Annotated in this window: 29 protein-coding genes; 19 read left to right on the top strand and 10 right to left on the bottom strand. The window is 70.0% G+C overall.

The annotated features are described in order from the left end of the window. Positions 1 to 59 precede the first annotated feature (59 nt). Positions 60 to 959 (top strand): LysR substrate-binding domain-containing protein, encoded by a 900-nt coding sequence (locus tag ACQ860_RS06055; RefSeq protein WP_431302514.1) that lies wholly within the window; start codon positions 60 to 62, stop codon positions 957 to 959. On the opposite strand, the gene radC is transcribed toward ACQ860_RS06055, so the two are convergent. The 3 genes from radC to ACQ860_RS06070 all read right to left on the bottom strand — a co-directional run bounded on the left by radC (position 956) and on the right by ACQ860_RS06070 (position 3,599). Beyond that, positions 956 to 1,699: a RadC family protein gene (gene radC / locus ACQ860_RS06060; RefSeq protein WP_431302515.1), complete on the bottom strand. Its 744-nt coding sequence runs from the start codon at positions 1,697 to 1,699 to the stop codon at positions 956 to 958. The two genes, ACQ860_RS06055 and radC, sit on opposite strands and share 4 nt — an antisense overlap. A gap of 155 nt (positions 1,700 to 1,854) precedes the next feature. Beyond that, positions 1,855 to 2,667: a type I methionyl aminopeptidase gene (gene map, locus ACQ860_RS06065; protein ID WP_431302516.1), complete on the bottom strand. Its 813-nt coding sequence runs from the start codon at positions 2,665 to 2,667 to the stop codon at positions 1,855 to 1,857. Between the two features lie 62 nt (positions 2,668 to 2,729). Beyond that, positions 2,730 to 3,599: a class I SAM-dependent methyltransferase gene (locus tag ACQ860_RS06070; protein ID WP_431302517.1), complete on the bottom strand. Its 870-nt coding sequence runs from the start codon at positions 3,597 to 3,599 to the stop codon at positions 2,730 to 2,732. Positions 3,600 to 3,674: 75 nt separating this feature from the next. Here ACQ860_RS06070 and ACQ860_RS06075 point away from each other — a divergent pair, with 75 nt between their 5' ends. From ACQ860_RS06075 to ACQ860_RS06110, 8 genes are all read left to right on the top strand, one after another. Beyond that, positions 3,675 to 4,289, top strand: coding sequence for a cysteine dioxygenase (locus ACQ860_RS06075; RefSeq protein WP_431302518.1), 615 nt, complete (start codon positions 3,675 to 3,677; stop codon positions 4,287 to 4,289). After that, positions 4,289 to 5,824 carry a rhodanese-like domain-containing protein gene (locus tag ACQ860_RS06080; protein ID WP_431302519.1) on the top strand — a complete coding sequence of 512 codons (1,536 nt, stop codon included), beginning with the start codon at positions 4,289 to 4,291 and terminating at the stop codon, positions 5,822 to 5,824. The genes ACQ860_RS06075 and ACQ860_RS06080 overlap by 1 nt, the downstream gene beginning before the upstream one ends. Positions 5,825 to 5,883: 59 nt before the next feature. Next, the gene (locus tag ACQ860_RS06085; protein ID WP_431302520.1) at positions 5,884 to 6,642 is read left to right on the top strand and encodes a ComF family protein; all 759 of its coding nucleotides are present in this window, start codon (positions 5,884 to 5,886) and stop codon (positions 6,640 to 6,642) included. 84 nt (positions 6,643 to 6,726) lie between these two features. Beyond that, on the top strand, positions 6,727 to 6,960 hold the full coding sequence (locus ACQ860_RS06090) for a hypothetical protein (protein ID WP_431302521.1): 234 nt from the start codon (positions 6,727 to 6,729) through the stop codon (positions 6,958 to 6,960). A 40-nt stretch (positions 6,961 to 7,000) separates the two neighbouring features. Then, positions 7,001 to 7,258, top strand: coding sequence for a glutaredoxin 3 (grxC, locus tag ACQ860_RS06095; protein WP_431302522.1), 258 nt, complete (start codon positions 7,001 to 7,003; stop codon positions 7,256 to 7,258). Positions 7,259 to 7,348: 90 nt separating this feature from the next. Further along, positions 7,349 to 7,828, top strand: a complete 480-nt coding sequence (locus tag ACQ860_RS06100; protein WP_431302523.1) for a DUF1178 family protein — start codon at positions 7,349 to 7,351, stop codon at positions 7,826 to 7,828. Positions 7,829 to 7,855: 27 nt separating this feature from the next. Then, the gene (locus ACQ860_RS06105; protein WP_431302524.1) at positions 7,856 to 8,776 is read left to right on the top strand and encodes a DnaJ C-terminal domain-containing protein; all 921 of its coding nucleotides are present in this window, start codon (positions 7,856 to 7,858) and stop codon (positions 8,774 to 8,776) included. Continuing rightward, positions 8,773 to 9,051, top strand: a complete 279-nt coding sequence (locus ACQ860_RS06110) for a chaperone modulator CbpM (RefSeq protein WP_431302525.1) — start codon at positions 8,773 to 8,775, stop codon at positions 9,049 to 9,051. Before ACQ860_RS06105 ends, ACQ860_RS06110 begins: the two co-directional genes overlap by 4 nt. 42 nt (positions 9,052 to 9,093) lie before the next feature. Here ACQ860_RS06110 and ACQ860_RS06115 read toward each other — a convergent pair whose 3' ends face one another. Then, entirely contained in the window at positions 9,094 to 9,681 is a 588-nt protein-coding gene (locus tag ACQ860_RS06115; protein WP_431302526.1) for a TetR/AcrR family transcriptional regulator, read from the bottom strand. Between the two features lie 114 nt (positions 9,682 to 9,795). Between ACQ860_RS06115 and ACQ860_RS06120 the strand changes: the two genes are divergently transcribed. From ACQ860_RS06120 to ACQ860_RS06145, 6 genes are read left to right on the top strand one after another with little or no spacing between them, the layout of a single operon-like run. Continuing rightward, positions 9,796 to 10,662, top strand: coding sequence for an FAD binding domain-containing protein (locus tag ACQ860_RS06120; RefSeq protein WP_431302527.1), 867 nt, complete (start codon positions 9,796 to 9,798; stop codon positions 10,660 to 10,662). Further along, positions 10,659 to 11,132, top strand: a complete 474-nt coding sequence (locus ACQ860_RS06125) for a (2Fe-2S)-binding protein (RefSeq protein ID WP_431302528.1) — start codon at positions 10,659 to 10,661, stop codon at positions 11,130 to 11,132. Before ACQ860_RS06120 ends, ACQ860_RS06125 begins: the two co-directional genes overlap by 4 nt. After that, positions 11,129 to 13,525: a xanthine dehydrogenase family protein molybdopterin-binding subunit gene (locus ACQ860_RS06130; protein ID WP_431302529.1), complete on the top strand. Its 2,397-nt coding sequence runs from the start codon at positions 11,129 to 11,131 to the stop codon at positions 13,523 to 13,525. Before ACQ860_RS06125 ends, ACQ860_RS06130 begins: the two co-directional genes overlap by 4 nt. 49 nt (positions 13,526 to 13,574) lie before the next feature. Continuing rightward, positions 13,575 to 14,645 (top strand): C4-dicarboxylate TRAP transporter substrate-binding protein, encoded by a 1,071-nt coding sequence (locus ACQ860_RS06135; protein WP_431302530.1) that lies wholly within the window; start codon positions 13,575 to 13,577, stop codon positions 14,643 to 14,645. Positions 14,646 to 14,663: 18 nt separating this feature from the next. Beyond that, positions 14,664 to 15,218, top strand: a complete 555-nt coding sequence (locus ACQ860_RS06140) for a TRAP transporter small permease subunit (protein ID WP_431302531.1) — start codon at positions 14,664 to 14,666, stop codon at positions 15,216 to 15,218. Continuing rightward, positions 15,211 to 16,530 carry a TRAP transporter large permease gene (locus tag ACQ860_RS06145; RefSeq protein ID WP_431302532.1) on the top strand — a complete coding sequence of 440 codons (1,320 nt, stop codon included), beginning with the start codon at positions 15,211 to 15,213 and terminating at the stop codon, positions 16,528 to 16,530. The genes ACQ860_RS06140 and ACQ860_RS06145 overlap by 8 nt, the downstream gene beginning before the upstream one ends. A 50-nt stretch (positions 16,531 to 16,580) precedes the next feature. Here the strand turns inward: ACQ860_RS06145 and ACQ860_RS06150 are convergent, their stop codons facing one another. Further along, positions 16,581 to 17,411 (bottom strand): intradiol ring-cleavage dioxygenase, encoded by an 831-nt coding sequence (locus ACQ860_RS06150; protein ID WP_431302533.1) that lies wholly within the window; start codon positions 17,409 to 17,411, stop codon positions 16,581 to 16,583. 61 nt (positions 17,412 to 17,472) lie between these two features. Between ACQ860_RS06150 and ACQ860_RS06155 the strand changes: the two genes are divergently transcribed. Further along, positions 17,473 to 18,471, top strand: coding sequence for a hypothetical protein (locus ACQ860_RS06155; protein WP_431302534.1), 999 nt, complete (start codon positions 17,473 to 17,475; stop codon positions 18,469 to 18,471). On the opposite strand, the gene ACQ860_RS06160 is transcribed toward ACQ860_RS06155, so the two are convergent. Beyond that, positions 18,452 to 19,141 (bottom strand): DUF1194 domain-containing protein, encoded by a 690-nt coding sequence (locus ACQ860_RS06160; protein ID WP_431302535.1) that lies wholly within the window; start codon positions 19,139 to 19,141, stop codon positions 18,452 to 18,454. The genes ACQ860_RS06155 and ACQ860_RS06160 overlap by 20 nt on opposite strands. 132 nt (positions 19,142 to 19,273) lie before the next feature. Between ACQ860_RS06160 and ACQ860_RS06165 the strand changes: the two genes are divergently transcribed. Continuing rightward, positions 19,274 to 20,062 carry an enoyl-CoA hydratase-related protein gene (locus ACQ860_RS06165; protein WP_431302536.1) on the top strand — a complete coding sequence of 263 codons (789 nt, stop codon included), beginning with the start codon at positions 19,274 to 19,276 and terminating at the stop codon, positions 20,060 to 20,062. 63 nt (positions 20,063 to 20,125) lie between these two features. On the opposite strand, the gene ACQ860_RS06170 is transcribed toward ACQ860_RS06165, so the two are convergent. From ACQ860_RS06170 to ACQ860_RS06185, 4 genes are all read right to left on the bottom strand, one after another. After that, complete coding sequence (locus ACQ860_RS06170; RefSeq protein ID WP_431302537.1) at positions 20,126 to 21,109, bottom strand: Bug family tripartite tricarboxylate transporter substrate binding protein; 984 nt, start codon at positions 21,107 to 21,109, stop codon at positions 20,126 to 20,128. Positions 21,110 to 21,172: 63 nt separating this feature from the next. Next, complete coding sequence (gene opgC, locus ACQ860_RS06175; RefSeq protein WP_431302538.1) at positions 21,173 to 22,279, bottom strand: OpgC domain-containing protein; 1,107 nt, start codon at positions 22,277 to 22,279, stop codon at positions 21,173 to 21,175. Between the two features lie 3 nt (positions 22,280 to 22,282). Next, positions 22,283 to 22,717, bottom strand: coding sequence for a hypothetical protein (locus ACQ860_RS06180; protein ID WP_431302539.1), 435 nt, complete (start codon positions 22,715 to 22,717; stop codon positions 22,283 to 22,285). An 88-nt stretch (positions 22,718 to 22,805) separates the two neighbouring features. Further along, positions 22,806 to 23,351, bottom strand: coding sequence for a nucleoside 2-deoxyribosyltransferase (locus tag ACQ860_RS06185; protein ID WP_431302540.1), 546 nt, complete (start codon positions 23,349 to 23,351; stop codon positions 22,806 to 22,808). A gap of 45 nt (positions 23,352 to 23,396) precedes the next feature. On the opposite strand from ACQ860_RS06185, the gene ACQ860_RS06190 reads away from it, so the two are divergent. Further along, positions 23,397 to 24,179, top strand: coding sequence for an alpha/beta hydrolase (locus ACQ860_RS06190; protein ID WP_431302541.1), 783 nt, complete (start codon positions 23,397 to 23,399; stop codon positions 24,177 to 24,179). A 35-nt stretch (positions 24,180 to 24,214) separates the two neighbouring features. Further along, positions 24,215 to 25,414, top strand: coding sequence for an ABC transporter substrate-binding protein (locus ACQ860_RS06195; protein WP_431302542.1), 1,200 nt, complete (start codon positions 24,215 to 24,217; stop codon positions 25,412 to 25,414).

Raw genomic sequence — 25,414 nt, forward strand, 5'->3', positions numbered from 1 at the left:
AGTCAATTCATTCAACATCTTCGATAGATGAAAACTATCGACATGACGCGGCCCCACCCATGAACCTGCGCGACCTCCGCTACCTGCTGGCGCTGGCCGAGCACGGGCATTTCGGCCTCGCCGCCGAGGCCTGCGGCATCAGCCAGCCCACCCTCTCCGTCCAGCTCCGCAAGCTGGAGGAGGAGCTGGGCGTCACCCTGTTCGAGCGTGGCAACAAGGGCGTCACCCCGACCGAGGCCTGCGAGCGGCTGCTCGGCCATGTGCGCGGCGCGGTGGCGGAGGCGGATGCGATCCTCAACGTCGCGCGCGGCCTGCGGGACCCGCTCTCCGGGCGGCTCAGGCTCGGCGTGATCCCGACGCTCGCCCCCTATCTGCTGCCTCTCATCTTCGGCCCGATCCGCGAGGCGCTGCCCCGGCTCGAGCTCGAACCCTGGGAGGACCAGACCGCCCTTCTGCTGGAGCGCCTGCAGCGCCACGAGCTGGACGCCGCCCTGCTTGCGACCGAGCCCGAGGGCCCCGAATGGCAGAGCGAGGCGCTGTTCGAGGAGCCCTTCCTGGCCGCCCTGCCGCCCGAGCATCGCCTGGCGGGCGAGGCGCGCGTCAGCCAGGCCGAGCTGGCCCGCGACATCCTGGTACTGGCCGATGGGCATTGCCTGCGCGAACAGGCGCTGGAAGCCTGCGGCCATCGGGGGGCGCTGGGCGGCACGCTGCGCGCGGCGAGCCTGCCCACGCTGCTGAACATGGTGGCCGCCGGCTACGGGACGACGCTGGTGCCGGGGCTGGCCGCCGGGGTGGCGCAGGATTCGGGCATCGCGCTGCGGCCCTTGGCGGAGCCGGCCGGGCGCGTCATCCGCATCGTCTGGCGCGCGCGTTTCCCGCGCCATGCGGCGGTGCAGGCGGTGGCGGAGGTGATCGCGACACGGCTCAGGAGCTTCGCCGCGAGCCTGCCGGTGGCCTAGAGGAGACCCTCGCGGCGAAAGGAGAGCTGCCGCTCACGGCCGATGATCACGTGGTCATGCAGCGTGATACCGAGCGCCGCGGCGGCTTGCTTCACCTCCGCCGTCATCTCGATGTCGGCGCGGCTCGGCGTCGGGTCGCCGGAGGGGTGGTTGTGCACCAGGATCAGCGCGGTCGCGTGCAGTTCCAGGGCGCGCTTCACCACCTCGCGCGGATAGACCGGCGTGTGGTTCACCGTGCCGCGCGCCTGGGCCTCGTCGGCGATCAGGCGGTTCTTGGCGTCGAGGAAGAGGATGCGGAACTGCTCCACCCGCTCCCGCGCCATGGCGGCGGTGAGGTAGTCCATCAGGCGGTCCCAGTTGTTGACCATGTCCTGGCGGATCAGCGGCGCCCTGACCATGCGCAGCGCCGCGACCTGGACGGTGCGCAGCGCGGCGATCCCGGCATCGCCCAGCCCGTCCACCTGGCGCAGCTCCTGCGTGGGGGCGCTGAGCGCATCGGCGAAGCTGCCGAAGCGGGCGAGCATGGCTTTCGCGATCGCCTTGGTGTCCCGCCGCGGCAAGGCGAGGAAGAGCACCATCTCGATGAGTTCGTGGTCGAGGATCCCTTCCGCGCCGCCCTCGAGGAGCTTCTTGCGCATGCGCTCGCGATGGCCGGCGCTGCCGGGCGGCGCACCGCTGGCCGCGACCACCGCGGGATCAAACAGGCCACCCGCCTCCGAGAGCCCACGCCGCCTGGTCACGGCCCGCCTGACGCGAAAGAGGAGGACCCTCCGAGAATCCGGCCGAAAAGCGGCCGGCGCGCCCAGGGTGCCTGGACATCTCGCGCACCAGCGGCAGCGCGAAGCCAAGCCGGCGGAGCCGGCGCCCGGCGTTTGAGGGCGCCAAAAATCAACGCTCAGCCCGGCAGAACATAAGGAGGTTTGTGCATACCCCCCGGGCTGAGCGTGAAGATCTCGCAACCGGTCTCGGTGATGCCGACCATGTGCTCGAATTGCGCCGAGAGGCTGCGGTCGCGCGTCACGGCGGTCCAGCCATCATCCAGGATCTTCACCTCCGGCCGGCCGGCATTCACCATGGGCTCGATGGTGAAGAACATGCCCGGCGCCAGCTTCGGGCCTTCGCCCGGGCGGCCGAAATGCAGCACGTTCGGCGGCTCGTGGAACTTGCGGCCGATGCCATGGCCGCAGAAGTCACGCACGATGGAAAAGCGATGCTTCTCGGCATAGGTCTGGATGGCGTGGCCGATGTCGCCGAAGGTGTTGCCGGGCTTGGCCATGGCGACGCCGCGCATCATCGCCTCATAGGTCACGTCCATCAGCAGCCGCGCCTTGGTGCTGATCTCGCCCGCCGCATACATGCGGCTGGTGTCGCCATGCCAGCCATCGAGCAATGCGGTCACGTCGATGTTGAGGATGTCGCCCTCGGCGATGGTCCGCTCGCCCGGAATCCCGTGACAGACCACGTGGTTGATCGAGATGCAGGAGGATTTGGTGTAGCCGCGATAGCCCAGCGTGGCCGGCACCGCCCCATGGGCCACCATGAAATCATGGCAGAGCTGATCGAGATGGCCGGTTGTCACGCCCGGGTGGACATGAGGGGTGATCATGTCCAGGCATGCGGCGGCCAGCGCGCCGGCCCGGCGCGCGCCCTCGAAATCCTCTGGCGCATGGCGCGTGATGCGGCGGGATTCGCCGCCCGAATTTTCCATCTGGATAGGCTGACCGATCGGGTTTTGAAGATTTCCTAAGATGCGCGCAGGGCGCGGAAGGTTCAACCCGCTTTATCGCCGGTCTTGTATTCCGGGCTGCCCAGCGCCTCGGCCAGGCGGGCAGTGGCGCTGCCGGGACGGGCCGGCTTCTGCTGGCTCTCATGCGGCGCCCAGCCGGTCATGACCAGCAGGCGCAGCTCCATGGTGAGGTCGAGCGCCGAAAAAGCCAAGGGAAACAAGGCACGCGGCGGGATCCGGCGATCGGCGGCGCGGATCGCATTGCCTTCGCCGCCGGCACGCAGATCGGCGATCAGGCCCATGGGCGTGCGGTATTGCAGGGGCAGGCTGTCCTGGTCGGCCACCGGGAGGGCGAAGCCCGCACGCTGCAGGAGCCCGGCCAGGTCCCGCAGATCAGCGAAGGGGGCGATGCGGGGGGAGATGCCGCCGCGCGTCTCGGCCTCGGCGGCCGCCAACGCCTCGCGCAGGCCCTGCAGCGTGCCGAAGCCGGGCATCGCCGCGAGGAAGAGGCCATCGGGCCGGAGCGCCCGGCGCAGCTGGACCAGGGCGCCCGGCAGGTCGTTCACGCCATGCAGGCTGAGATTGGCGACCACGAGATCGAAGCTCTCCGGCGCGAAGGGCAGCCATTCCTCGTCGCCGGCAAGGGGCAGGCCACCCGCGCGGGCCGCCATGCCTTCCGCGAGGTCCATGGAGACGATGAAGGGAATGCCGCGCGCCGCCAGCCGGGGCGCGACCACGCCGCGGCCGCCGAGGTCCAGTGCGCGGGTGAAGCGCCGCGTCGTGTCGTCCAGCCGGTCCAGCAGGAGGTCGGCCGCCGCCTCCAGGATGGGGGCCACCTGGGCCACGCGCGGGGCGGCGCGCTCCCGCCGGAGGCGCATCAGGCGGCGGTCGAAGATGTCCGGATTGGCTTCCATGGAGTTCATCTGCGGCCGGTGGCACTCGCGCGCAAGCGGGACTATCGTCTCTCTCCTCAGGAAGGGAGAACGCAGATGAACAACATGGATGTGAAGGCGGCCCGCACCGCCGCCGTCGCCGCCGCCGTGGGCCGCGTGCGCGAGATCGAGGCCCGCATGGGCGTGACGCGCGAGGCGCTGGAGGCCATCAAGGCCGAGCTGATGACCCTCGCCGCACAGGAGCACCTGTTCCCGAGCGCCGAATTCCCGCCCCCGCCCAATGGCGAGAAGGGCAGCAACCGCTACCTGCTACGCGAGGAGGACAACAACCGCTTCGCGCTCTACCTGAACGCGCTGAACCCGGGCAATGAGACCAAGCCGCATGACCACACCACCTGGGCCGTCGTGGTGGCCGTGGACGGGCAGGAGCTGAACAAGGTCTATGACCGCCTGGATGACGGCTCCAACCCCGAGCGCTGCGAAATGCGCGTGCGCGAGGAGATCATGGTGGAGCCGGGCCGCGGCATCTGCCTGATGCCGGAGGACATCCACTCCATCCACACCACCGGCACGCGCCCCACACGCCACCTGCACATGTACGGGCTGGCGCTGGAAAAGCTCGATGGCCGCCGCGCCTTCGACGACAAGACGGGCGTCGTCTCCTACTACAACAAGAATTTCATGAAGCCGACGGCGGACGCGAAGGGCTGATGAACACCGTCACGCCGGCCACGCTGAAGGCCTGGATTGCAAGCGGTTCCGAACTCGCCATCCTCGACGCGCGCGAGGAGGGGGAGTTCGGCCATGGCCACCTCTTCTGGGCGGTGCCCTGCCCGCTCTCGAAGAAGGAGTTGCGCGCCCGCGCGCTGCTGCCGCGCCGCGCCACCCGCGTGGTCTGCGTGGATGGCGGCGAGGGGCATGCGGGCAAGCTCTCGGACTACCTCACCTCCATCGGCTATACCGACGTGCATGTGCTGGACGGCGGCACGCCGGCCTGGGCGGCGGCCGGCTATGTCGTCTTCACCGGCGTGCATGTGCCCTCCAAGGCCTTCGGCGAATGGGTGGAGCACCATTACGGCACCGAGAGCCTGGATCCGCCGGAGCTTCAGGCGCTCAAGGATTCCGGCAAGCCCATGGTCATCCTGGACAGCCGCCCGATGGATGAGTTCGTGCGGATGACCATCCCCGGCGCGGTGAACGTGCCGGGCGGTGAACTGGCCTACCGCATCGGCGACCTGGTGCCGGATGCCGAGACGACCATCGTGGTGAATTGCGCGGGCCGCACCCGCAGCATCATGGGCGCCGAGAGCCTGCGCCGCGCCGGCGTGCCCAACCGCATCGTGGCGCTGCGCAACGGCACCATGGGGTGGGAGCTGGCGGGCTTCCAATGCGAGCGCGGCGTCACCCGCAGCTACGCCCCCGGCACGCCGGCCAGCGCGGCCTTGGCACTCCAGCGCGCCAGCGCCTTCGCGGCGGAGAACGGTGTGAAGCTGATCAGCCGCGCCGCCGCCCTCGCCATGCTGGCCGATGACAGCCGCAGCACCTATGCGCTCGATGTCCGCGCCGCCGAGGAGTACGCGGCCGGCCACATCCCAGGTTTCCGCCACGCGCCGGGCGGGCAGCTCGTGCAGGCGACGGACCAATGGGTCGCGGTGCGGGGTGCCCGCGTGATCCTCGCCGATGACGACACGGTCCGCGCCCGCATGTCCGCCGCCTGGCTGCGCCAGATGGGCGGCTGGGAGGTGTTCGTGGTGGAGGGCGCACTGAGCGGCGAACTCGCCGCTGGTCCCTGGCGCCCGGTGGCGCCCGAGGTGCCGCAGATGCCGACCGTGACGCCGCAGGCCCTCGACGCCGAAACGGGCGTGACGGTGGTGGACCTGGCCCGCAGCATCGACTTCCGCGCGGGGCACATCCCGGGCTCGGTCTGGGCGGTGCGCGGACGCGTGCCGCAGATCGCGGGCCCCGTGGTGGTGACGGCGCCCGACCCCTGGCTCGCCCATCTCGCCGCCGCAGAGATCCCGGGCGCGCGCGTGCTGGAGGGTGGCGTCGCGGCCTGGAAGGCGGCGGGCCTGCCGATCGCCACCGACCGCACCAACCCGCCGGACGAGGCCTGCGTGGACTGGTATCTGCGCCCCTATGACCGGAATTCCGGCATCGAGGCGGCCATGCACGCCTATCTCTCCTGGGAGATTGATCTCGTGCATGAGGTGGCGCGCGACGGCGATGCGCGCTTCGGCGCCTGGTAGCGCCCCCGCCCGATGACCGAAGCGCCGCATGGCGCGAAGGTCTGAATCGGGCGGGCATCATGCTCCAACGCCTGGGCGGCGGCATCCTGGATGCACTGCTGCCGCCCACCTGCCTGACCTGCGAGGAACCCGTGGGCGCCCAGGGCGGGCAATGCCCCGCCTGCTTCGGCGGCCTCGCCTTCGTGACCGCGCCGCTTTGCGACCGCTGCGGCGTGCCCTTCCCGCATGGAGGCGCCGGTATCCCGCATCTGGAGGCGCTGTGGTGCCAGGCCTGCATCACCGCGCCGCCCGCCTTCGCCCAGGCCCGCGCCGCGCTGCGCTATGACGCGGGCGCCAAGGCGCTGATCCTGCCCTTCAAGCATCGGGACCGGACGGAGCTGGCCGCGCCGCTGGCCCGCCACATGGCCCGCGCGGGCGCGGAGCTGCTGCGCCGGGCCGATCTGCTGGTTCCGGTGCCGCTGCACCGCTGGAGGCTCTTCCGCCGCCGCCACAACCAGGCAGCGCTGCTGGCGGCCCGCCTCTCGCGGCTGAGCGGCGTGCCGCACGCTCCCACGCTGCTGCGCCGTCGCCGCGCCACGCAGCCGCTCGGCGAGCTGGGCGCACGCGCGCGCGAGGCGGTGCTGGAGGGCGCCTTCGGCCTGGCCCCCGGCGGCGCCGCGCGGCTGCACGGTCGGCGCGTCCTGCTGGTGGATGACGTGCTGACCAGCGGCGCCACGGCCGATGCCTGCGCGCGGGTGCTGCTGGCGGGCGGCGCGGCCGAGGTGATGGTGCTGGCCGCCGCCCGCGTGCCCGACCCGCGGATCGAGCGCGCAGCCTGACCGGCGGGTGCCTGCGCCGGCCTTAACGCTTTATCAAGGACACCGCGCGCATCCTGCCCCCCGTAACAGGATGGAGCAGGTGCCATGCCCTTCGATGGCCGCAACTTCCACAATCCGGGCGCCACGCCCTTCGACAGCTTCGTCACCAGCCGGCCGGAGCATCGCTTCGACGTGGCCGCCACCCGGCCGACCACGCAGAACAGCCCCCTCTTCGGTCTGGACGGCGCGGAGTGGCGCGGCTTCTTCCTCGGGCTGAGCGGCGCCATGGGCCTCGCCCTGGGCCTGGCCGCGCTGATGCTCTCCATCCTCGGGGACTGACCAGCTTGACGCCGGGGCGCCCCCTCGGCCTATTGGGCCCATGGCCAAGATCGAAATCTACACCACCGCCTTCTGCCCCTATTGCGACCGCGCCCGCGCGCTGCTGACCAAGCGCGGCGTGAGCTTCGAGGAATTCGACGCGCCGCATGGCAGCCAGGCGCGCAAGGATGCGGTCGCGCGCTCGGGCGGGCGCACCACCGTCCCGCAGATCTTCATCAACGGGCAGTCCATCGGCGGCTCCGATGACCTTGTCGCGCTCGATCGCGCCGGCAAGCTGGACGCGCTGCTCGCGGGGTGAGACGCCCCCTCTCGCAATCGCCCCGCCCCGTCCCATTTGACGGATCAGTGACCGGCGCCACCCGGGCCGCGCCGATGAAGGTATGAAGGGATGATCCGCTTCTCGCTCCGCTGCGACAACGCGCATGAATTCGAGAGCTGGTTCAAGGACAGCGATGCCTATGACCGCATGGCCGCCGCCGGCCTGGTGGATTGCCCGGTCTGCGGCGACACGAAGGTGAGCAAGGCGCTGATGGCGCCCGCCATCCGCAAGACGCCGGGCGTGAAGGGCCGGGCACCCGTCGCCGCCGCCGAGGCGCCCAAGCCCGCGACGGATGACCAGGCGCCCCGCCTCGCCGCCGGGCCCATGCCGGCGCAGGTCGTGGCCTTGCTGCAGCGCATGCGGCAGGAGATCGAGGCGAATTGCGAGAACATGGGCAAGGACTTCGCCAAGGAAGCCCGCCGCATCCATGAGGGCGAGGCCGAACCCCGCGGCATCTATGGCGAGGCGACCGAGGCCGAGGCCGAGGCCCTGCGCGAGGAAGGCATCGAGGTCGCGCGCCTGCCCTGGGTTCCCCGCGCGGACGGGTAGTGGCATCCTCGCGTCAAGGAGAAATCCATGGCCGAAGACCCCTACAAGACGCTGGGCGTCGCGCGGGACGCCTCGCCCGAGGCGATCAAGGCGGCCTATCGCAAGCTTGCCCGCCAGCACCACCCGGACCTGAACCCCGGCAAGCCCGAGGCCGAGGCGCGCTTCAAGGCGATCTCCGCCGCCAATGACCTGCTGAGCGACCCGGAGAAGCGCGCCCGCTTCGACCGCGGCGAGATTGACGCCGAGGGGCAGGAACAGCGCCCGCAGGGCAGCTACCGCCAATATGCCGAGCAGCCGACCGGGGAAAAATATGGCGCGCGCTATGGCCAGCGCCCCGAGGCGGAGGTCTTCGAGGACCTCTTCGCCGATCTCTTCGAGCAGCGCCGCCGCGCCGAATCCGCGCCCCGCCGCGGCATAGACGAGAGCTATCGCCTCGCCGTCCCCTTCCTGCACGCCGTGCAGGGCGCCACCGAGACGCTGACGCTGCCTGATGGCCGCAGCCTCAGCGTGAAGATCCCGCCCGGCGTCGAGACCGGCCAAGTGCTGCGCCTGCGCGGCCAGGGCGGAGCCGGCCGCAATGGCGGGCCGGCCGGCGATGCGCTGATCGAACTCGAGGTGGCCGAGGACAAGTTCTATCGGCGCGAGGGCTTCGACCTGCACATGGAACTGCCGGTGACGCTGAAGGAGGCGGTGCTCGGCGGCCCCGTGGTGGTGCCGACGCCGGGCGGCCCGCTGCGCGTGACGCTGCCGGAGGGAAGCGATGCGGGGCGGCAGATCCGGCTGCGCGGGCGCGGGGTGGCGGCGCATGGCGAACGCGCGGCGGGCGACCTGTTCCTCACGCTGCGCATCGTCATCGGCCCGGCGGATGAGGCGCTGAAATCCTTCCTGCGCGACTGGACGCCGGAGCACCCGGAAGATCCGCGCGCCGGGCTGGAGGCCGCGCCATGATCACGCTCGACATCCTCTGCGCCCGCTTCACCCGGCTGCGTGTGGAAGACCTGCAAGGCTGGATCGCCGAGGGCCATGTGCGCCCCGAGCGCAACGACGGCACGCTCGTCTTCACCGAGCTCGACGTGGAACGCGTGCGGCTGATCCTGGAGCTGCGTGAGGACATGGCGGTGAACGAGGAGGCGCTGCCGGTCGTGCTCTCCCTGCTCGATCAGCTCTACGAGCTGCGCCGCCGGCTGCGCGCGATGGGCGTGGAACCGGACGCGAAGCTTTAGCTGGGCGGATGATTCACCGCTCCGGTCTGCGACCTCAGCGGATCATGCGCCAAGCGGCCCCAGGAAGCGGTCCACCGACGCCTCGATCACCGGCGTCACATCCTCCGGCACCGGCAGATGGTAGATGTGCCGCCGGATGCCGAGATAGACGATGCCGCCATGGAGGTTCCACAGATCCTCCATCCCCGGCGCCCAGCGGCCTTCCGCCGCGGCCGTGATTTCCTCACGCATCGGCGCCAGCAGCAAGGCGCTCACATGCTCGAGGTATCGGCGGTTCAGCGCGTCGCCGTCGAGGCCGGCCCACATGAAGATCCGCATCCACTCATAGGTGAAGATGGCGCGCGTGTATTGCGCGTAGAAGCGGCAGAGGCGCGCGCGGATCGGTACCGCGCGGTCGCGCAGCTCGTCCAGCCAATGCGGCGCGATGCGGCCGAGATAGACGCGCTCGAACACCGCCTCGCGCAGCTCGGCCTTGCTCGCAAAATACTTGTAGAGCAGCGCCTGGGTCACGCCCGCCCGCCGCGCCAGGTCGCGGGTCGGCCCGCCGAATCCGACCTCGGCGAAATAGGCGGTGGCGGCGCGGATGATCTCCTCGCGCCGGGCCGCCGGCTCCAGCCGGCGGCGGATCACGCTCCCTTCCAAGCTCCCCTCCACTGCACGTCCACATCTGAAACCGGGACGGCTTGACAGGAAAGGGGGGTCAGTGATCATTCGATCAACAAGACCATTCAGGGGAATTCGTTCATGAAGTGGCCGGCCATGGGCTATGTCCGCGCCGCGAGCCTGCCCGACCTCTGGTCGGTGCTCGCGCAGCACGGCGCAGCGGCGCAGATCATCGCGGGCGGGCAGACGCTGCTCGCCACCCTCGCCTTCCGCCTCTCCGAACCCGGCATGCTGGTGGACATCACGCGCATCCCGGAGCTGCGCGGCATCAGCATCACCGGCGGCGCGCTCAGGATCGGCGCGCTGACCCGCCATGCCGAGCTCGGGCGCGATGCGCTGGTGGCGCAACACGCGCCGCTGCTGACCGACGCCGTGCCGTTGATCGCCCATCCCGCCATCCGCAATCGCGGCACCATCGGCGGCAGCCTCGCCTATGCCGACCCGGCGGCGGAACTGCCCGCCTGCATCGTGGCGCTGGATGCGGTGGTGGTGACGGCCTCGGCCGCCGGCGAGCGCCGCATCCCCGCGCGCGACTTCTTCACCGACCTGCTCCAGACGGCGCTGAACCCCGGCGAGATCATCGCCGCCGTGGAAATCCCGCTGGCCGAGCGCCAGAGCGCCATCCAGGAGGTCGCGCGCCGTTCGGGCGACTATGCCATGGCGGGCCTCGCCGCCGCGCTGCGCCTGGAGGGCGGGCGCGTGGTGGCGCCGCGCCTCGTCTATTTCGGCGTCGGCACGGGGCCGGTGCTGGCCGCCCGCGCCTGTGCCGCGCTGGAGGGTCGCGCGCTGGACGCCGCCAGCATCGCCACCGCCCAGGCCGCCTTGGGCGAGGATCTCGACCCGCCGCAGGATCTGCACGGCCCGTCCGAGATGAAGCGCCATCTGGCCCGCGTGCTGACGGGCCGCGTCCTCAACGGCATCCTGAACCCCTCGGAGATCGCCGCGTGACCCCGATTACGCTCACCGTCAATGGCGAGCGCGTGACCCGCCATGTCGAGCCGCGCCGCCACCTGATCGACTTCCTTCGCCTCGACCTCGGCCTCACCGGCAGCCATGCGGGCTGCGAGCACGGCGTCTGCGGCGCCTGCACGGTGCGGGTGGATGGCGAGATCGTCCGCGGTTGCCTGGTGCTGGCCGCTTCGCTGCATGGCGCGGACGTCGTCACCATCGAGGGGCTGTCCGACAGTGGCGAGGTGGCCGATCTCCAGGCCAATTTCGTCGCGCGCAACGCGGCGCAATGCGGCTTCTGCACGCCGGGGATGATCATGACGGCCGCCGACATCCTGGCGCATGGCGGGACGCCGACGCGCGCCGAGATCCGCGAGCATCTCTCGGGCAATTACTGCCGCTGCACCGGCTACCAGGCCATCGTGGACGCCGTCGAGGACACCCTCAAGGCGCGGGCTGAAAACGCATGAACGAGATCACCCCCGCCTCCATCGGCCTCTCGCGCGAGGACCTGCCGAATTCCTATATCGGCCGCTCCGTTCCGCGCCCGAACGCGCCCAAGCTCGTCCAGGGCCGCGCGACCTATACGGATGACGTGGTGCTGCCGCGCATGGTGCATGCGGCCTTCCTCCGCAGCCCGCACGCCCATGCCCGCATCGGCGCGATCGACTCCAGCGCCGCTGAGGCCGTGCCCGGCGTGATCCGCGTCTTTACCGGCGCTGACCTCGCAAAAGTCTGCGACCCCTGGGTGGCCACGCTCGACCACCTGAAGGGGATGAAGTCGGCACCCCAGCACCCGCTGCCGCTGACCCGCGCGACCTGGCAGGGCGAGCCCATCGTCGCCGTCGTCGCCGAAAGCCGCGCCGCGGCCGAGGATGGCGTGGCGGCACTGCGCGTCGAGTTCGAGCCCCTGCCCGCGCAGACCGACATGGAGACCGCGCTGGAACCCGGCGCCGTGGTCATCCACCCCGAGCTGGGCGACAACCTCGTCTTCACCCGCACGGCCGAAACGGGCGATGTCGCGGGTGCCTTCGCCGCCGCGCACAAGGTGGTGGAAGCCCGCTTCGTCACCGGCCGTCACACCGGCGTGACGCTGGAGCCGCGCTCCATCATCGCCGACTACAACCGCGCCGACGGCACGCTGACCGTGCATCACTCAACCCAGGCGCCGCACATGATGCAGGGCGTCTTCGCCAAGCACCTCCGCATGGAGGAGGGCGATGTCCGCGTCATCTGCAAGGATGTCGGCGGCAGCTTCGGCATCAAGGTGCATGTCTATCCGGATGAGGTCGCCGTCGCCGCGATGGCCCGCATCCTGGGCCGCCCGGTGAAGTTCATCGCCGACCGCTTCGAGGCCTTCGCCAGCGACATCCATGCGCGCGACCACCGGATCAAGGCGCGCCTCGCCGTGGATACCGAGGGCAAGGTCCTCGCCTTCGACGTGGATGACCTGACCGGCATCGGGCCCTATTCGGTGTACCCCCGCACCAGCGCCATCGAGGGCAACCAGGTGGTGAACCTCTGCGGCGGTCCCTACGACTTCAAGCACTACCGCTGCACGACGACCGTGGTGCTGCAGAACAAGGCGCCCACCTGCCAGTACCGCGCGGTCGGCCACCCCATCGCCACCGCCGTGACCGAGGGCCTGATGGACCTGGCCGCCGAGGCGCTGGGCATGGACCCGATCGAGATCCGGCGGCGGAACCTGATCCGGGACGACGCCTATCCCTACACCTCGCCCCCCGGCATGCGCTTCGAGGGGCTGTCGCACCACGCCTCGCTCGACAAGCTGCTGGAGATGGTGCCGGTCGCGGAGATCCGCGCCGACCAGGAGGAAGCGCGCCAGCGCGGCGTCTATCGCGGCCTTGGCTTCGCCGCCTTCATCGAGCTGACCAACCCCTCGCCCTTCATGTACGGCATCGGCGGTGCGCGCATCTCGGCGCAGGATGGCTGCACGGTGCGGATGGACCCGGATGGCTCCATCGTCGCCTCCTCGGGTGTGACCGAACAGGGCCAGGGCACGGAGGCCATCCTCGCGCAGATCGTGGCCCACGGCGTGGGCGTGCCAGTGAACCGCGTGAAGATCATCACGGGCGATACGCAGACCACGCCCTATGGCGGCGGCACCTGGGCCTGCCGCGGGGCCGGCATCGGCGGCGAGGCCGCGCTGCAATCGGCCATCGCGCTCAAGCAGCAGATCCTGGAGGTGGCCGGCGCCATGCTGCAGGCGGCGCCGGAGAGCCTCGACATCGCTATGGGCCACGTCACCGACAAGGCGACGGGTGCGGAGCGGATGACGCTGCATGAGCTGGGCCGCATCGTCTATTTCCGCGGCGACACGCTGCCGAAGGATTTGCAGCGCGAACTGGTGCAGACGCGCCACTTCATCACCAAGGACTATCCCTTCGCCTTCACCAACGGCATCCAGGCGAGCTGGGTGGAGGTGGATCCGGCGACCGGCATGGTGAGGCTCCTGGAACACTGGTGCGTCGAGGATTGCGGCCGCGTGGTGAACCCCATGCTGGTCGATGAGCAGGTCCGCGGCGGCATCGTCCAGGGTATCGGCGGCGCGCTCTACGAGCATTGCGTGTACGACGCGGACGGCAACCTGCTGACGACGACGCTCGCCGACTACCTGGTGCCCATGTCGGCCGAGATGCCGGAGATGCATGTCGGCCACGTCGAGACGCCGACGAAGGAAAGCCTGCTCGGCGCCAAGGGTGCGGGCGAAGCCGGCACGGCGGGCGCCCCCGGTGCCATCATGAACGCCATCAATGACGCGCTGCGCCCGCTGAACGCCCGCGTGCATGAACAACCTTTCACGCCCGAGCGCATCCTTCGCGCGCTCGGTGCCATCGCATAAGATCCGCCACACAGCGCCGCCAAGGCGTGACCAGAAGGGAGTTCCAAGGATGACCACCGCTCGCCGCAGCCTGCTCATGGGCGCCTCCGCCCTGCCGCTGTTTTCCATCCATGCGAAGGCGCAGACCGCGCTGAACGTCACCATCGCCTCCAGCCATCCCGTCGCCAATTTCTGGGTGGCGATGATGAAGAACGTCTTCCAGCCGGAGGTGGACAAGCAGCTCCGCGACAACGGCAACACGCACCGCATCAACTGGCGCGAATCCTATGGCGGCACGCTCTACCGCTTCCAGGACACGATGGAGGCGGTGCGCGACAACATCACCGACATCGGCTATGTCGGCACGCTCTGGGAGGGCAGCACCATGCCGCTCCAGAACGTCACCTACTTCACCCCCTTCGCGACGGGCGACCACGGCGTCATCGCCAATGCCTTTGAGGGCATGAACGCGAGCGTGCCCGCGATCCGCGCGAACTGGAACGGGCTGAACATGGTGCCCCTCAGCTCCTACATCACGGACACCTACCACATCTGGTCCAACTTCCCGATCCGCACGCTGGATGATCTGCGCAACCGCAAGATCTCGGCGCCGGGCACCAGCGCCAACTGGCTGACCGGCACGGGTGCGACGCCCGTGGATGGCGCGCTGACCACCTACTACACCGACATCCAGACCGGCGTGTCCGAGGGCGCGCTCTCCTTCTTCGTGGGCATCCTGCCGACCCGCGTGCATGAGGTCGCGCGCTTCATCACCAAGTGCGACGTGGGCGCCATGTATGTGGGCGGCATCGCCGCCAACCGGCAGCGCTTCGAGCGCTGGCCCGAGCCCGTCCGCCGCGCCATGACCGAGGCCGGCAAGGCCACCACCCAGGCGCATATCCGTGACGTCTCGGCCCGCATCGCCGTCGCCGAGGCCGAGATGGTGCGCCAGGGCGCCGTGATTTCCACCCTGCCCGAGGCCGAGCGCACGCGCTGGATCCGCGGCCTGCCCAACCTGGCCCGCACCTGGGCGGACAGCTCCGGCCCCGCCTCGCGCGATGTGCTCACCGCCTATTTCGCGGCGATCCGCGGGGCCGGCCAGACGCCCGGCCGCGACTGGGACCGCGAACTGACCGCGTAAGCCACGAAGGGCGCCGCCATGGCTGACGATATCGACATGGCGGCGCTCGACGCCGCCGCCGCCCCGCAACCCTTCGACCCGGTCCGGATGATCCTGGATGGCCTCGCCGCCATCGGCACCATCTGGACCTTCGGCCTGATGCTGCTGATCTGCGCCGATGTGATCGGCCGGTCCTTCCTCAACGCCCCCATCACCGGCGTGGCCGAGATCGCGGCGCATTCCGTGGTGGGCATCGTGTTCCTGCAGATCGGCTCCACCATCTACCACCGCCGCATGACCCGGGCCGACTTCCTGATCGAGCGCATCCTGCGCTGGGCGCCGGGCCTTGGCCGCGCCATGGAGGCGCTGTTCTACCTGATGGGCGCGGCGGTGATGTTCTTCGTGGCCCAGGCCGCCTGGCCGGGCATGTGGAACTCCCTGAACCTGCGGGAGTTCTTCGGCGTGCAGGGCCTCTTCACCGTGCCCACCTGGCCCTTCCGCGCGCTGATCGTGCTCGGCGGAGCGGCCGGCTGCCTCGCCTATCTCGTCCTCTTCCTCACCGAAATGCGCCGGATGCTGCCCCGCCATGGATGACGTGACCCTCGGCTTCACGCTGATCGGCGTGATGGTGGCGCTGATCGTGGTGGGCCTGCCCATCGGCATCACCCTGATCTCGACCGGCGCCGTCGGCGTCTGGCTGATCCGCGAGAACCCGGATCTGGCCTTTCGCTTCACCGCACTCGCGACCTATTCCGGCATTCAGGACTACCTCTTCGCCACCATCCCGCTCTTCGTGCTGATGGGGCTGCTCGTCAGCATCTCGGATGTCGGCAAGGACACTTTCGACGTCGCGCAGAACCTGTTGCGGCGGGTGAAGGGCGGCCTCGGCATCGCGACCGTGGGCGCCAACGCCGTCTTCGCCGCCGTCACCGGCGTCTCCATCGCCTCCGCCGCCGTCTTCACCAAGGTGGCGGTGCCGGAGATGGTGCGCCACGGCTACACCATGCGCTTCGCCGCCGGCACGGTGGCGGGCAGCAGCATCCTGGGCATGCTGATCCCGCCCTCGCTTCTCATGATCGTCTATGGCGTGCTGGCCGAGGTCTCCATCGGCGCCATGTTCATCGCGGGCGTGATCCCGGGCGTCATCATCGCCATCGGCTTCGTCGTGATGATCTGGTGCTACGCCACCTTCGCGCCACACCGCATCATGGCCCATACGGAGAGCCCCGCGCTGAAGGACGAGCCCGTGATGGGCACGGCCGAGATGCTGGGCAAGTCCGTGCCCATCTTCTCGCTCGTCGTGCTCATCCTGGGCGGGCTCTACACCGGCTTCTTCACGCCGACCGAGGCGGGTGCCGTGGGCGCCGCCGGTGCGCTGATCATCGCCCTTGTCCGCCGGCGCCTCGATGCCGCGAAATTCTGGCGCGTGCTGCGCGAGACGGGCCTGGTCTCGGCCGCCATCCTCTTCCTGCTGATCGCGGCCGGCCTGTACTCCCGCATGCTCTCGATGGCGGGGGTGCCCAACGCCATCGGCGACTTCGTGGAGCATCTGGGCCTCGGCCCCTATGGCTTCCTGATCGCCTTCGTCATCGTCATCCTGCTGATGGGCATGATCCTCGACAGCACCTCGATCCTGCTCATCATGGTGCCGATCGGCGCGCCCATCGCCCAGGCCATGGGGTTCGACCTGATCCACTTCGGCATCGTCACCATCATCGCGGTCGAGATGGGGCTGCTGACGCCGCCCTTCGGCATCTCGGTCTTCACCGTGAAGGCGACATTGGCCGACCCCAAGGTGGGTATCGAGACGATCTTCGCTGGCGCCCTGCCCTTCGTGGCCGTGATGGGGTTGGCGCTGATCGCCATCGCGATCTTCCCCGTGCTGTCCACCGCGCTGGTGCGGTAAGAAAAGAGGGCCTCCGGCGGCTGGGGCCGAAAGGCCCCAGACCCCAGAAATCAGGCCTTGGCCTTCAGGGCGAAGTCGTACTGCAACACACGATGGCCCTCGGGGGCCTTCGGGAAATCCGCGATCAGCTCCTGCTTCACGCCAAAGACGGCGTCGCTGTCCAGGTATTCATCGCCCGCGACGAACACATGCGTCACCAGCGTCTCGTGCCCGGGCGCCGCGATCATGAAATGCACATGGGCGGGGCGCATCGGGTGGCGGCCGGTGGCGCGCAGCAGGTCGCCCACCGGGCCGTCATCCGGCACGGGATAGGACGTCGGCAGCAACGTCCAGAAGTGGAAGCGCCCCTCAGCATCCGTACGGAAACGCGCGCGCAGGCTGGCATTCTCCTCCGCCGGGCGCTGCACGTCGTAGAAGCCATCCTCATCCGAATGCCAGATGTCCACGACGGCACCCCCGATCGGCCCGCCGCCGGCGCTCGTGACCTGGCCCGAGACATGCAGCCGCTCGCCCTTCATCGCCTGCGCCACTTCCGCACCCAGCGGCAGTTCCGGCGCGTCCTCGACATAGAAGGGGCCGAGCACGGTGGTGGGCGTCGCGCCCTCCGGCAGGCGGTGGTTGATCGCGTCCACGAGCATGGAGACGCCCAGCGTGTCCGAGAGCAGGATGAACTCCTGCCGTTTGTCGTCGCACATCTGGCCCGTGCGGGTGAGGAAGCCGATCGCCGTCTGCCATTCCTCGAAGCTCGGCTCCACGTCGCGCACGAAGGCGTGCAGGTGGCGAACGAGGCTCTGCGCCACCTGGCGCATGCGCGGATCGGGCGTGCCAGCGAGGCGCTCCAGCACGGCGTCGGTGATGCTGGTCTCGTCGAAATCGCGCATGGCGTGGCCTCCCGTCTTTCGCGAGCTATTCTGGCACCGCGCGAGAACAGGGGAAACGGGGATGGCGGCCAGCACGGAAGCGATGGAGGCGGTGGGCGACTGGTATCACGCCTGGTTCACGGGGATCATCCTCATGGCCGTCTCGCGCCGCGGCGCGCCGGAGGCGGCGGAGCTGGTCTTCCGCGTCTTCCGCCAGCAGCAGCAGGCGCGCTTCCTGGAGGGGCAGGAGAAGCTCGGCCTCACCGGCCTGCCGCCCGCCATCGCCGCCGCGCGCTACCATTACCTGTCGAACGCCATCGGTGGCGTGGGCGTCGAATACCACGAGGAAAGCCCGAAGAAGGCCTGGATCCGCTACCCGCCGCCGCGCTGGATCTGGCAGGGCACCGCCATCTGCGGCATCCCGCCCGAGGTGAATGCGGCGATGCTGCGCGGCTGGCACGCGCAGAACGGCGTCTCGCTGAACTGCCCGCGCCTCGGCTTCGTCTGCACGGGCCAGACGGTGGATGGATATCCCGGCCTCGAGGGCTACTACCTCGAGCACGAGCACGACCTGACGGAGCCGGAACGCCTGCGCTTCACCCAGGCCGAGCGCATGCCGCGCTTCGACCCGGCAAAGGCGCCCGCCCTGCCGCCGACATGGCCGGCCGACCGCCTGGCCAAGGCCAGGCGCGGCTATGCCATGGAGTATGTCCGCAGCGTGATGCAGGCAGCCGCCGCGCAATGGGGCGCGGCGGAGGCGGGCGCCCTGCTCGGCCTCGCCGCCCGGCTCACCGCCATGCAGCACGCGCACCACGCGGCCCGCACCCTGGGAGCCGCGGACGGCCCCGCCCTGCTGATGGCGCTGGCGGCGGCGCAGGGCGATGCGGCGCGGCTGGAAGGGGATGTCATCCACCAACCGGCGGCGGCGCTCTTCCGTGGCCTCGATCTGCCCCCGGCCCTGCTCCAGGCCTGGTCCGAATTGCATCACGGCGCGCTGTTGGCCTTCGACCCATTCGCCACGCTGGAGTTCGAAGCGGGCCCGGACGGGCTTTTCTTTCGCCTCAGGCCATCTCACGGATGAGCTTGGCGCGCAGCGCGCGCGTCAGGTCCCGCCGGCTCTCGGCGGTGATGACGAAGGCGCCCGGGCCGCCCATCACGTCGCGCCGGTAATGCTCCTCCAGCGTTTCGCCGGAGCGCGTCATCTGCCCGCTGACCGCGATGGCCAGCGCATTCACCACCATGCCCCGCCGCACCACGATGTCCCGCGCGATGGGCGCGGGGCGGTGGCTGCGCATGTCCGGCCCATCGCCCGAGACATCAATGACGAGCTGATCCGCCGTGAAGGGCCCCTCACGCAGCAGGTGGCTCGCGTGGTGGATGGCGTCGCCGATGGCGTTGTAGCTCTGTTGCGTGCGCGGGGCGGCCAGCAGGGCATCGGCCAGCGCCTGGGCGGAGGCGAGGTCGCTGACGCGCATCCAGTCCACGATGGTCTGGGAGCCGCCGGGGCTGCCCCATTCGATCATGGCGATGCCCATGGCACCCCGGCGCTTGCTGCGGATGGCGGCCACCACCTGCGGGTGGGTCAGCGCCTCGGCATAGCCCTCGCGCTGCAGGCGGAACTCCTCCTCGCCGATGGAGCCCGAGGCGTCCATCGCCAGCACCAGCAGCATGTCCAGCGTTTCCTGTGCGGCGGCGGGTATGGCCGCGACCACGGCGGGGGCGACGAGGACGCCACGGCGGGAGATGGCCATCGGGGGATGCCTCCAAGAGCGGGAAGCCCGATTCGTGGCGCGAAGCGGGCCCGCCTGACAACCAAATTCCGCATGGGGTTGCGCCGGACGCGCGGCGGCGGGACGCTCGGGCCCGACAAGGAGAAGACGCCGATGACCGAACCGCCCGTCCTGATGAGCCGCGATGCCCGCGGCATCGTGACCGCCACGCTGAACCGCCCCGCGCTGGGCAATGCCTATAATGGCGAGATGCTCGAAGCCCTGATCGACGGCCTGCCGCAGCTCGCCGAAGACCCCACGGTGCGTGGCGTGGTCATCCGCGGCGCGGGCAAGCATTTCCAGGCGGGTGCGGACATCAACTGGCTGACCCAGGCCGCGGCCGCGCCGCCCGAGCAGGCCTTCGCCGCCTCGATGATGACGACGCGCGCCATGCAGCGCCTCAACGAATTCCCGAAGCCGAGCTTCGCCGTGATCCATGGCGCCTGCTTCGGCGGCGGCACGGGCATCGCCTGCTGCGTGGATGTGGCGCTGGCCACGACGCAAGCGAGTTTCGGCATATCGGAGGTGCGCGTCGGCGTCGCCCCCACGCCGATCTCCACGCACATGGTCCATGCCATGGGCCTGCGCCACGCCCGCCGCTACGCCATCACGGGCGAGCGCTTCGGGCCGGAGGAGGCGATGCGCATCGGTCTGGTGCACGAAGTCCACGCGCCCGAGGCCATCGAGGCGCGGCTGGAGGAGATCATCGGCGCCATGCTGCTCTCCTCGCCCGCCGGCATCGCCGTGACCAAGACGAGCCTGCTGGAATCCAACGGCCTCATGCTGAGCGAGCACCAGATGGCGGCGCTGGCCAATGAGAGCTGGATGCAGCGCGCGGGTGCGGAGGGCCGCGAGGGCCTCACCGCCTTTCGCGAGAAGCGCAAGCCACGCTGGGCGCCCTGAGCCTGATCAGGCTTTGGTCGAACGACCAAAGCCGCGAAGCAGCCGCGCAGGGAAGCGCGAGGGTCAGTCCGCCTGGATATTGCCCTCGCGCACCACGCGCGCCCAACGCTCGCGCTCGCTGCGGATCAGCGCGGCGTAGCGCTCCGGCCCGCCGCCGGCCGGCGTCGTGCCACGCTCGGCCAGCTGGCGGCGCAGATTGGGGTCCGCCATGGCGCCCTCGGCGGCGGCGACGAGACGGGCGAGGTTCGCGTCGCTGATCGTCGGGTGGGCGGAGAGGCCGAACCAGGCCACCGCCTCGAAGCCGGCCAGGCCGAATTCCGCCCCCAGCTCGCTCACCGTGGGCACGTCCGGCAGTTCCGGCAGGCGCTCGGCCGAGGTGACGGCGAGCGGCACGACCAGCCCGCCGCGGATGGCGGGCAGCGCGGTGGGCAAATTGTCGAGGAAGACATCAATGTCGCCCGCGATCAGCGCCGTCATCGCCGGTGCCGCGCCCCGGAAGGGGATGTGCTGCATGCGCAGGCCAGCGAGCTGGCTGATCAGCTCACCCGTCAGATGGGTGGAGGTGCCGTTGCCCGCGCTGCCGAAGGGCCGGCCCGGGCGGTCGGCGCGGACGCGGCGCATGTAGTCGCGCGCGTCGCGCGTGCCCATGCGCGTGGCATTGCCGATCCAGACATTGGGAACGGTGACGAGCAGCGTGATGGGCCGGAAATCCCGCTCGGGGTCGTAGCCCGCATTGCGCTGGAGCGCGGGGACGATGGCGTTGGAGGCGATCTGGCTCAGGAACATCGTGTGGTCATTGCCGTCGCGCACGAAGCGCTGCGCGCCCACCATGCCGCCCGCGCCGGCGAGGTTTTCCACGATGATCGTGCGGCCGAGGCGCTGCCCCATCTCCTGCGCCAGCAGGCGGGCCATGACATCGGTGGTGCCGCCGGCCGGGAAGGGCACAATGAGGCGCAGATCCCGCGTCGGCCACGATTCCTGGGCCACGGCGGCGAGGGGCAGCGCGGCGGCGCCGAGCAGGGCGGTGCGTCGGGTCAGGCGGGTCACACGAAATCTCCGGCAGGTTTCCCTGTCATCGTCGTAATGCGCGCGCCGGAAGGCAAGCCCCGCCTAGGCCCGTGCCACCGCGCCCGCCTTGGCCCGCTCGGAGAACAGCCCCACCGTCCAGAGCGCGGCGATGCCCGGCAGGATCAGCAGCAGCCCAATGAGCTGCGCCTGCTCAGGCACGGCCTCCATCACGCGGGAGATGATCCAGGCCAGGAACAGCCCCGTGCAGAAGACGCGCAGCGAGTGCCGCCCGATGGTGGCCAGCGCGCGGCCCGCCATCCCCTCCATCCAATCCGCCCGGCGCGGCACCAGGCAGGCCACCAGCCACGCCAGGGCCAGCGCGTGCAGCAGGCGCGGCGGCGCCAGCACATCCTTGTGCTCGAAGAGCATGATCACCCAGTCCGGCCCCGCCACGACATCATGCTGAACAAGGCGCACACCGAAGCCCAGCACCACCACCGCGGCGGAAAGCCCGGTCAGCACGGGCGAGCGCGGCAGCGGCATGCCATGCAGGGCGCGCCAGCCGAGCCAACCGCCCAGCAGATAAAGGAACTGCCAGGCCAGAGGGTCGAAGGCGATCAGCGTATCGCCCAGGCCCGGCGTCGCGACCCAGCCGAGATTGACCGCGGCATAGACGGCAAAGCTCGGCACCAGCGCCCAGGCGCCCCAGCGCGCCACCAGCATCAGGAAAGGCCCCAGCAGCAGCATGCCCAGGACGAAGACCGGCAGCGTGCCCATGAAATCGGGCTGGAACAGGCCGGTGAAGGCGAGGCCGACGGCGCGGAAGGGGTTCTCCACCAGGTAATGCCACCCGAAGCGCTCCACCGCGTCAGGCACGTGGAAGAGGATTTCCGCCAGCAGGACCATGGCGGCGAACATGAAGAACACGAGCAGATGCGTGCGGTAGAGGCGCAGCGCGCGGCCCAGCAGGTCCTTCTGTGCCGCGAACGGCCCCGCCTTGGCCGTCTTGAGCGCGAAGACCGAACCCAGCGTCATGCCCGAGAGCAGGATGAACATCTCGGAGGAATCCGAGAGGCCCCAGGCCGCGTGAATCCCCCAGGCCAGCCAGGTGCCCACCACATGGGAGACGAAGATCGAGACCTGCATCCAGCCGCGCAGCACATCGAGGCGCAGGTCGCGCGGCGGGCGGGCGGGGATGGCGGCTTGCATCAATCAGGCCGCGACGGCCGCGCGGCGCGGCAAGAGCGCCAGCAGCTGGTCGCGCCGCAGCCAGGCGAGAAGCAGGCCCATGGCGAAGGTGAAGCATGCCTCCTTGAAGAGCTTGCCGCCATCCTCATAGGGATCAACGCCGAGCGGCGTGAAGAGATGGAAGAAGATGGCCCCCCCCATGATGCCGGCCGCGAAGAGCCCGCCGAAGCCCTGGCTGCGCGGGATGAGCACCAGGATGGCGGCCATGATCTCCATGCCCGCCACGAAGAGGCGGAAGGGCTTTTCCGGAATGCCAGACCAGTCGGAGAGGCGGTCGAAGATCAGCGTCGGGCCGGTCAGCTTGAACTGCTCGTAGTAGAGCAGTTCATAGGCGATCCAGATCGCGGCGGCCCAGGCCAGCAGATTGACCAGGAGCTTGGCGTGACGGGCTTGCGGCATGGGAACCCTCGGCATTCGGCCGCCCCCGCGGATCGGGGGCCTGCCTGGGTTTCGCCACCGCGATGCGCCCGGTTACCCAGGCCCGGGATTACAATTCACCCATCAGCTTCCGCCGCACCGCCCGCACGCAGTCCTCGAACAAGGTGAGGTCGGCCCAACCCAGCCCATCCTCCGCACGGAGCAGCATGCCGCCGGATGCGGCGATGGCGCCCTCCAGCATCAGGTTCTCGGCCAGGCCGAAATCCTCGATCTCCAGGCCATGCTCATCCCGCCAGGCGGCACCGTCATGCCGCGCGCCGGCAACGCGGCTGCGGTAATCATGCGGAACATGGGTGTAGCCGAAGACCGGACGGCCCAGGCCGCGCATGTAGCCGAGTTCGAAGACCGTGCCTGGATCGGCGGCGAGGCCGCGGAAGGGTGTCAGGTTCGCCACCAGCACATCGCAGCCCTGGATATGCGCCTCATTCGCCGCATGGATGCGGCGCCAGTCGGGCGGGCCGGAGGGCATGGGCGCCGGCGCATCCAGCGGGAACACGCCCTCCATCCCATGCTTCGCGCAGATGGCCTTCTTCGCCGCGCCCGCCGCGAGGGGGTCGGGCAGGAAGACCTCGGGGCCGGCGAGATAAATCCGCATGGGGTCATTCTGCCAGGAAACCGGTTTCCGGCCTATGATCATCCGATGGACCTCGAAGCCGAATACAACAACCGCGCCCGCGTGCCCGGCCACCCCGCCATCATCGCCGGGTGGATCCAGGATTCCGCGGCCTTCCGCGCGGCGCATCCGCCCGAGGTGCTCGCCTATGGACCCGGCGCGCGTGAGGTGATGGACCTGTTCCTCCCGCCCGAGATCCGTGGCGTCGCGATGTTCTTCCATGGCGGCTATTGGCAGGCGCTGGATCGCTCCGCCGTCAGCCATTGCGCGGCGGGGCTTCTCGCGCAGGGCGTGGCCGTGGCCTGCCCCTCCTACGACCTCTGCCCCATGGTGCCGCTCGCCACCATCGCGGCGCAGGCCGAGGCGGCGGCGCTGGCGCTGCATGCGCGGCTTGGGCGCCCCATGGTGGTGTCGGGCCATTCGGCGGGCGGACATCTCGCCGCCCACCTGCAGGCGCGCCTGCCGGCCGATGTGGTGGCCGCCGCCGTTCCGATCTCGGGCCTCTTCTGGCTGGAGCCGCTGATCCCCACCAGCATCAACACGGCCTTGGGGCTGGATGCCGCCAGCGCGCGCGCCCTCTCGCCCGCGCTGCTCCCCTCGCCCGGCCGGCCGATCCATGCCGTCGTCGGCGGCGCCGAGAGCCCCGAATTCCTGCGGCAGAGCGCCCAATTCGCCGCCCTCTGGGGCGGTACGAGCGAGGCCCTGCCCGGGCTTGACCATTTCACGGTGCTGGACCCATTGCCGGACCCGCAGCATCCGTTGACGATGAGATTCGCGAGGCTTGCATGGCAGGTCTGCGGTCACTTATGAGATCATTGAAGCTTAAAATATTGGGAGAGCAGCTGATGGCGTTCCAGATCCCGGCGTTCCGCCGCCGCACCCTTCTCGCCACCAGCACCGGGTTGCTCGCCGCCCCCGCCGTGCTCCAGGCGCAGGGCGCGCCCATCAAGGTCGGCCTCGTCGCCGTGCAGACGGGCCCTCAGGCGGCACTCGGCACGCAGCTGCGGGACGGCTGGATGCTCGGCATGCGCCAGCTCAACAACCAGCTCGGCGGCCGCCCGGTCGAGACCATCGTCATTGACGACGAACTCCGCCCCGATGTCGCCGTCACCAAGGTGCGCGCGGCCCTGGAGCGGGACCGCGTGGATTTCATCGTGGGCGTCGTCTTCTCCAACATCCTCCAGGCGATCATCCGGCCGGTGACGGAGGCGGGCACCTTCCTCATCTCCACCAATGCCGGGCCTTCCACCTTCGCCGGCCGCGGCTGCAACCCGTATTTCTTCACGACCTCCTACAACAATGACCAGGTGCATAGCGTGATGGGCCAGGCGGCGCAGGATGCCGGCTACCGTCGCGTCTTCCTGATGACGCCCAACTACCAGGCCGGGCGCGACGCCATGGCGGGTTTCAAGTCCCGCTTCCAGGGCACGGTGGTGGATGAGGTCTATGTGCCGCTGACGCAGCTCGACTTCTCGGCCGAACTCGCGCGCATCGCCTCGCTGCGGCCGGATGCGATCTTCACCTTCATGCCGGGCGGGCTCGGCGTGAATCTGGTGCGGCAGTATCGCCAGGCGGGCCTCGCCAACATCCCCTTCCTCTCGACCTTCACGGTGGATGAGGCGACGCTGCCCGCGCAGGGCGAGGCCGCACTCGGCTTCTACAGCGCGGCCAGCTGGGCGCCCAACATGGACAACCCGGCGAACCGCCGCTTCGTCTCCGAGTTCGAGGCCGCCTTCAACTACGTGCCCGCGACCTATGCGGCGCAGAGCTACGATGCGGCCAACATGCTGAACGCCGCCGTGCGGCGCGTGGGCGGGAATCTCTCGGACAAGAACGCCCTGCGCGCCGCCATCGCCGCCGCCGATTTCCAGAGCGTGCGCGGGCCCTTCCGCTTCGGCGTGAACCAATACCCCGTGCAGGATTTCTGGCTGCTGCAGGTGGCGCGCCGCGCCGATGGCAAGTTCCAGACCGAGACGGTGCGCCGCGTGCTCGAGGCCAATGTGGACCCCTGGGCGGGCGAGTGCCGCATGCCGGCGCGCATCTAG

This window comes from Sediminicoccus sp. BL-A-41-H5, from assembly GCF_050632405.1.
In the GTDB taxonomy this organism is placed as follows: Bacteria; Pseudomonadota; Alphaproteobacteria; order Acetobacterales; family Acetobacteraceae; genus Roseococcus.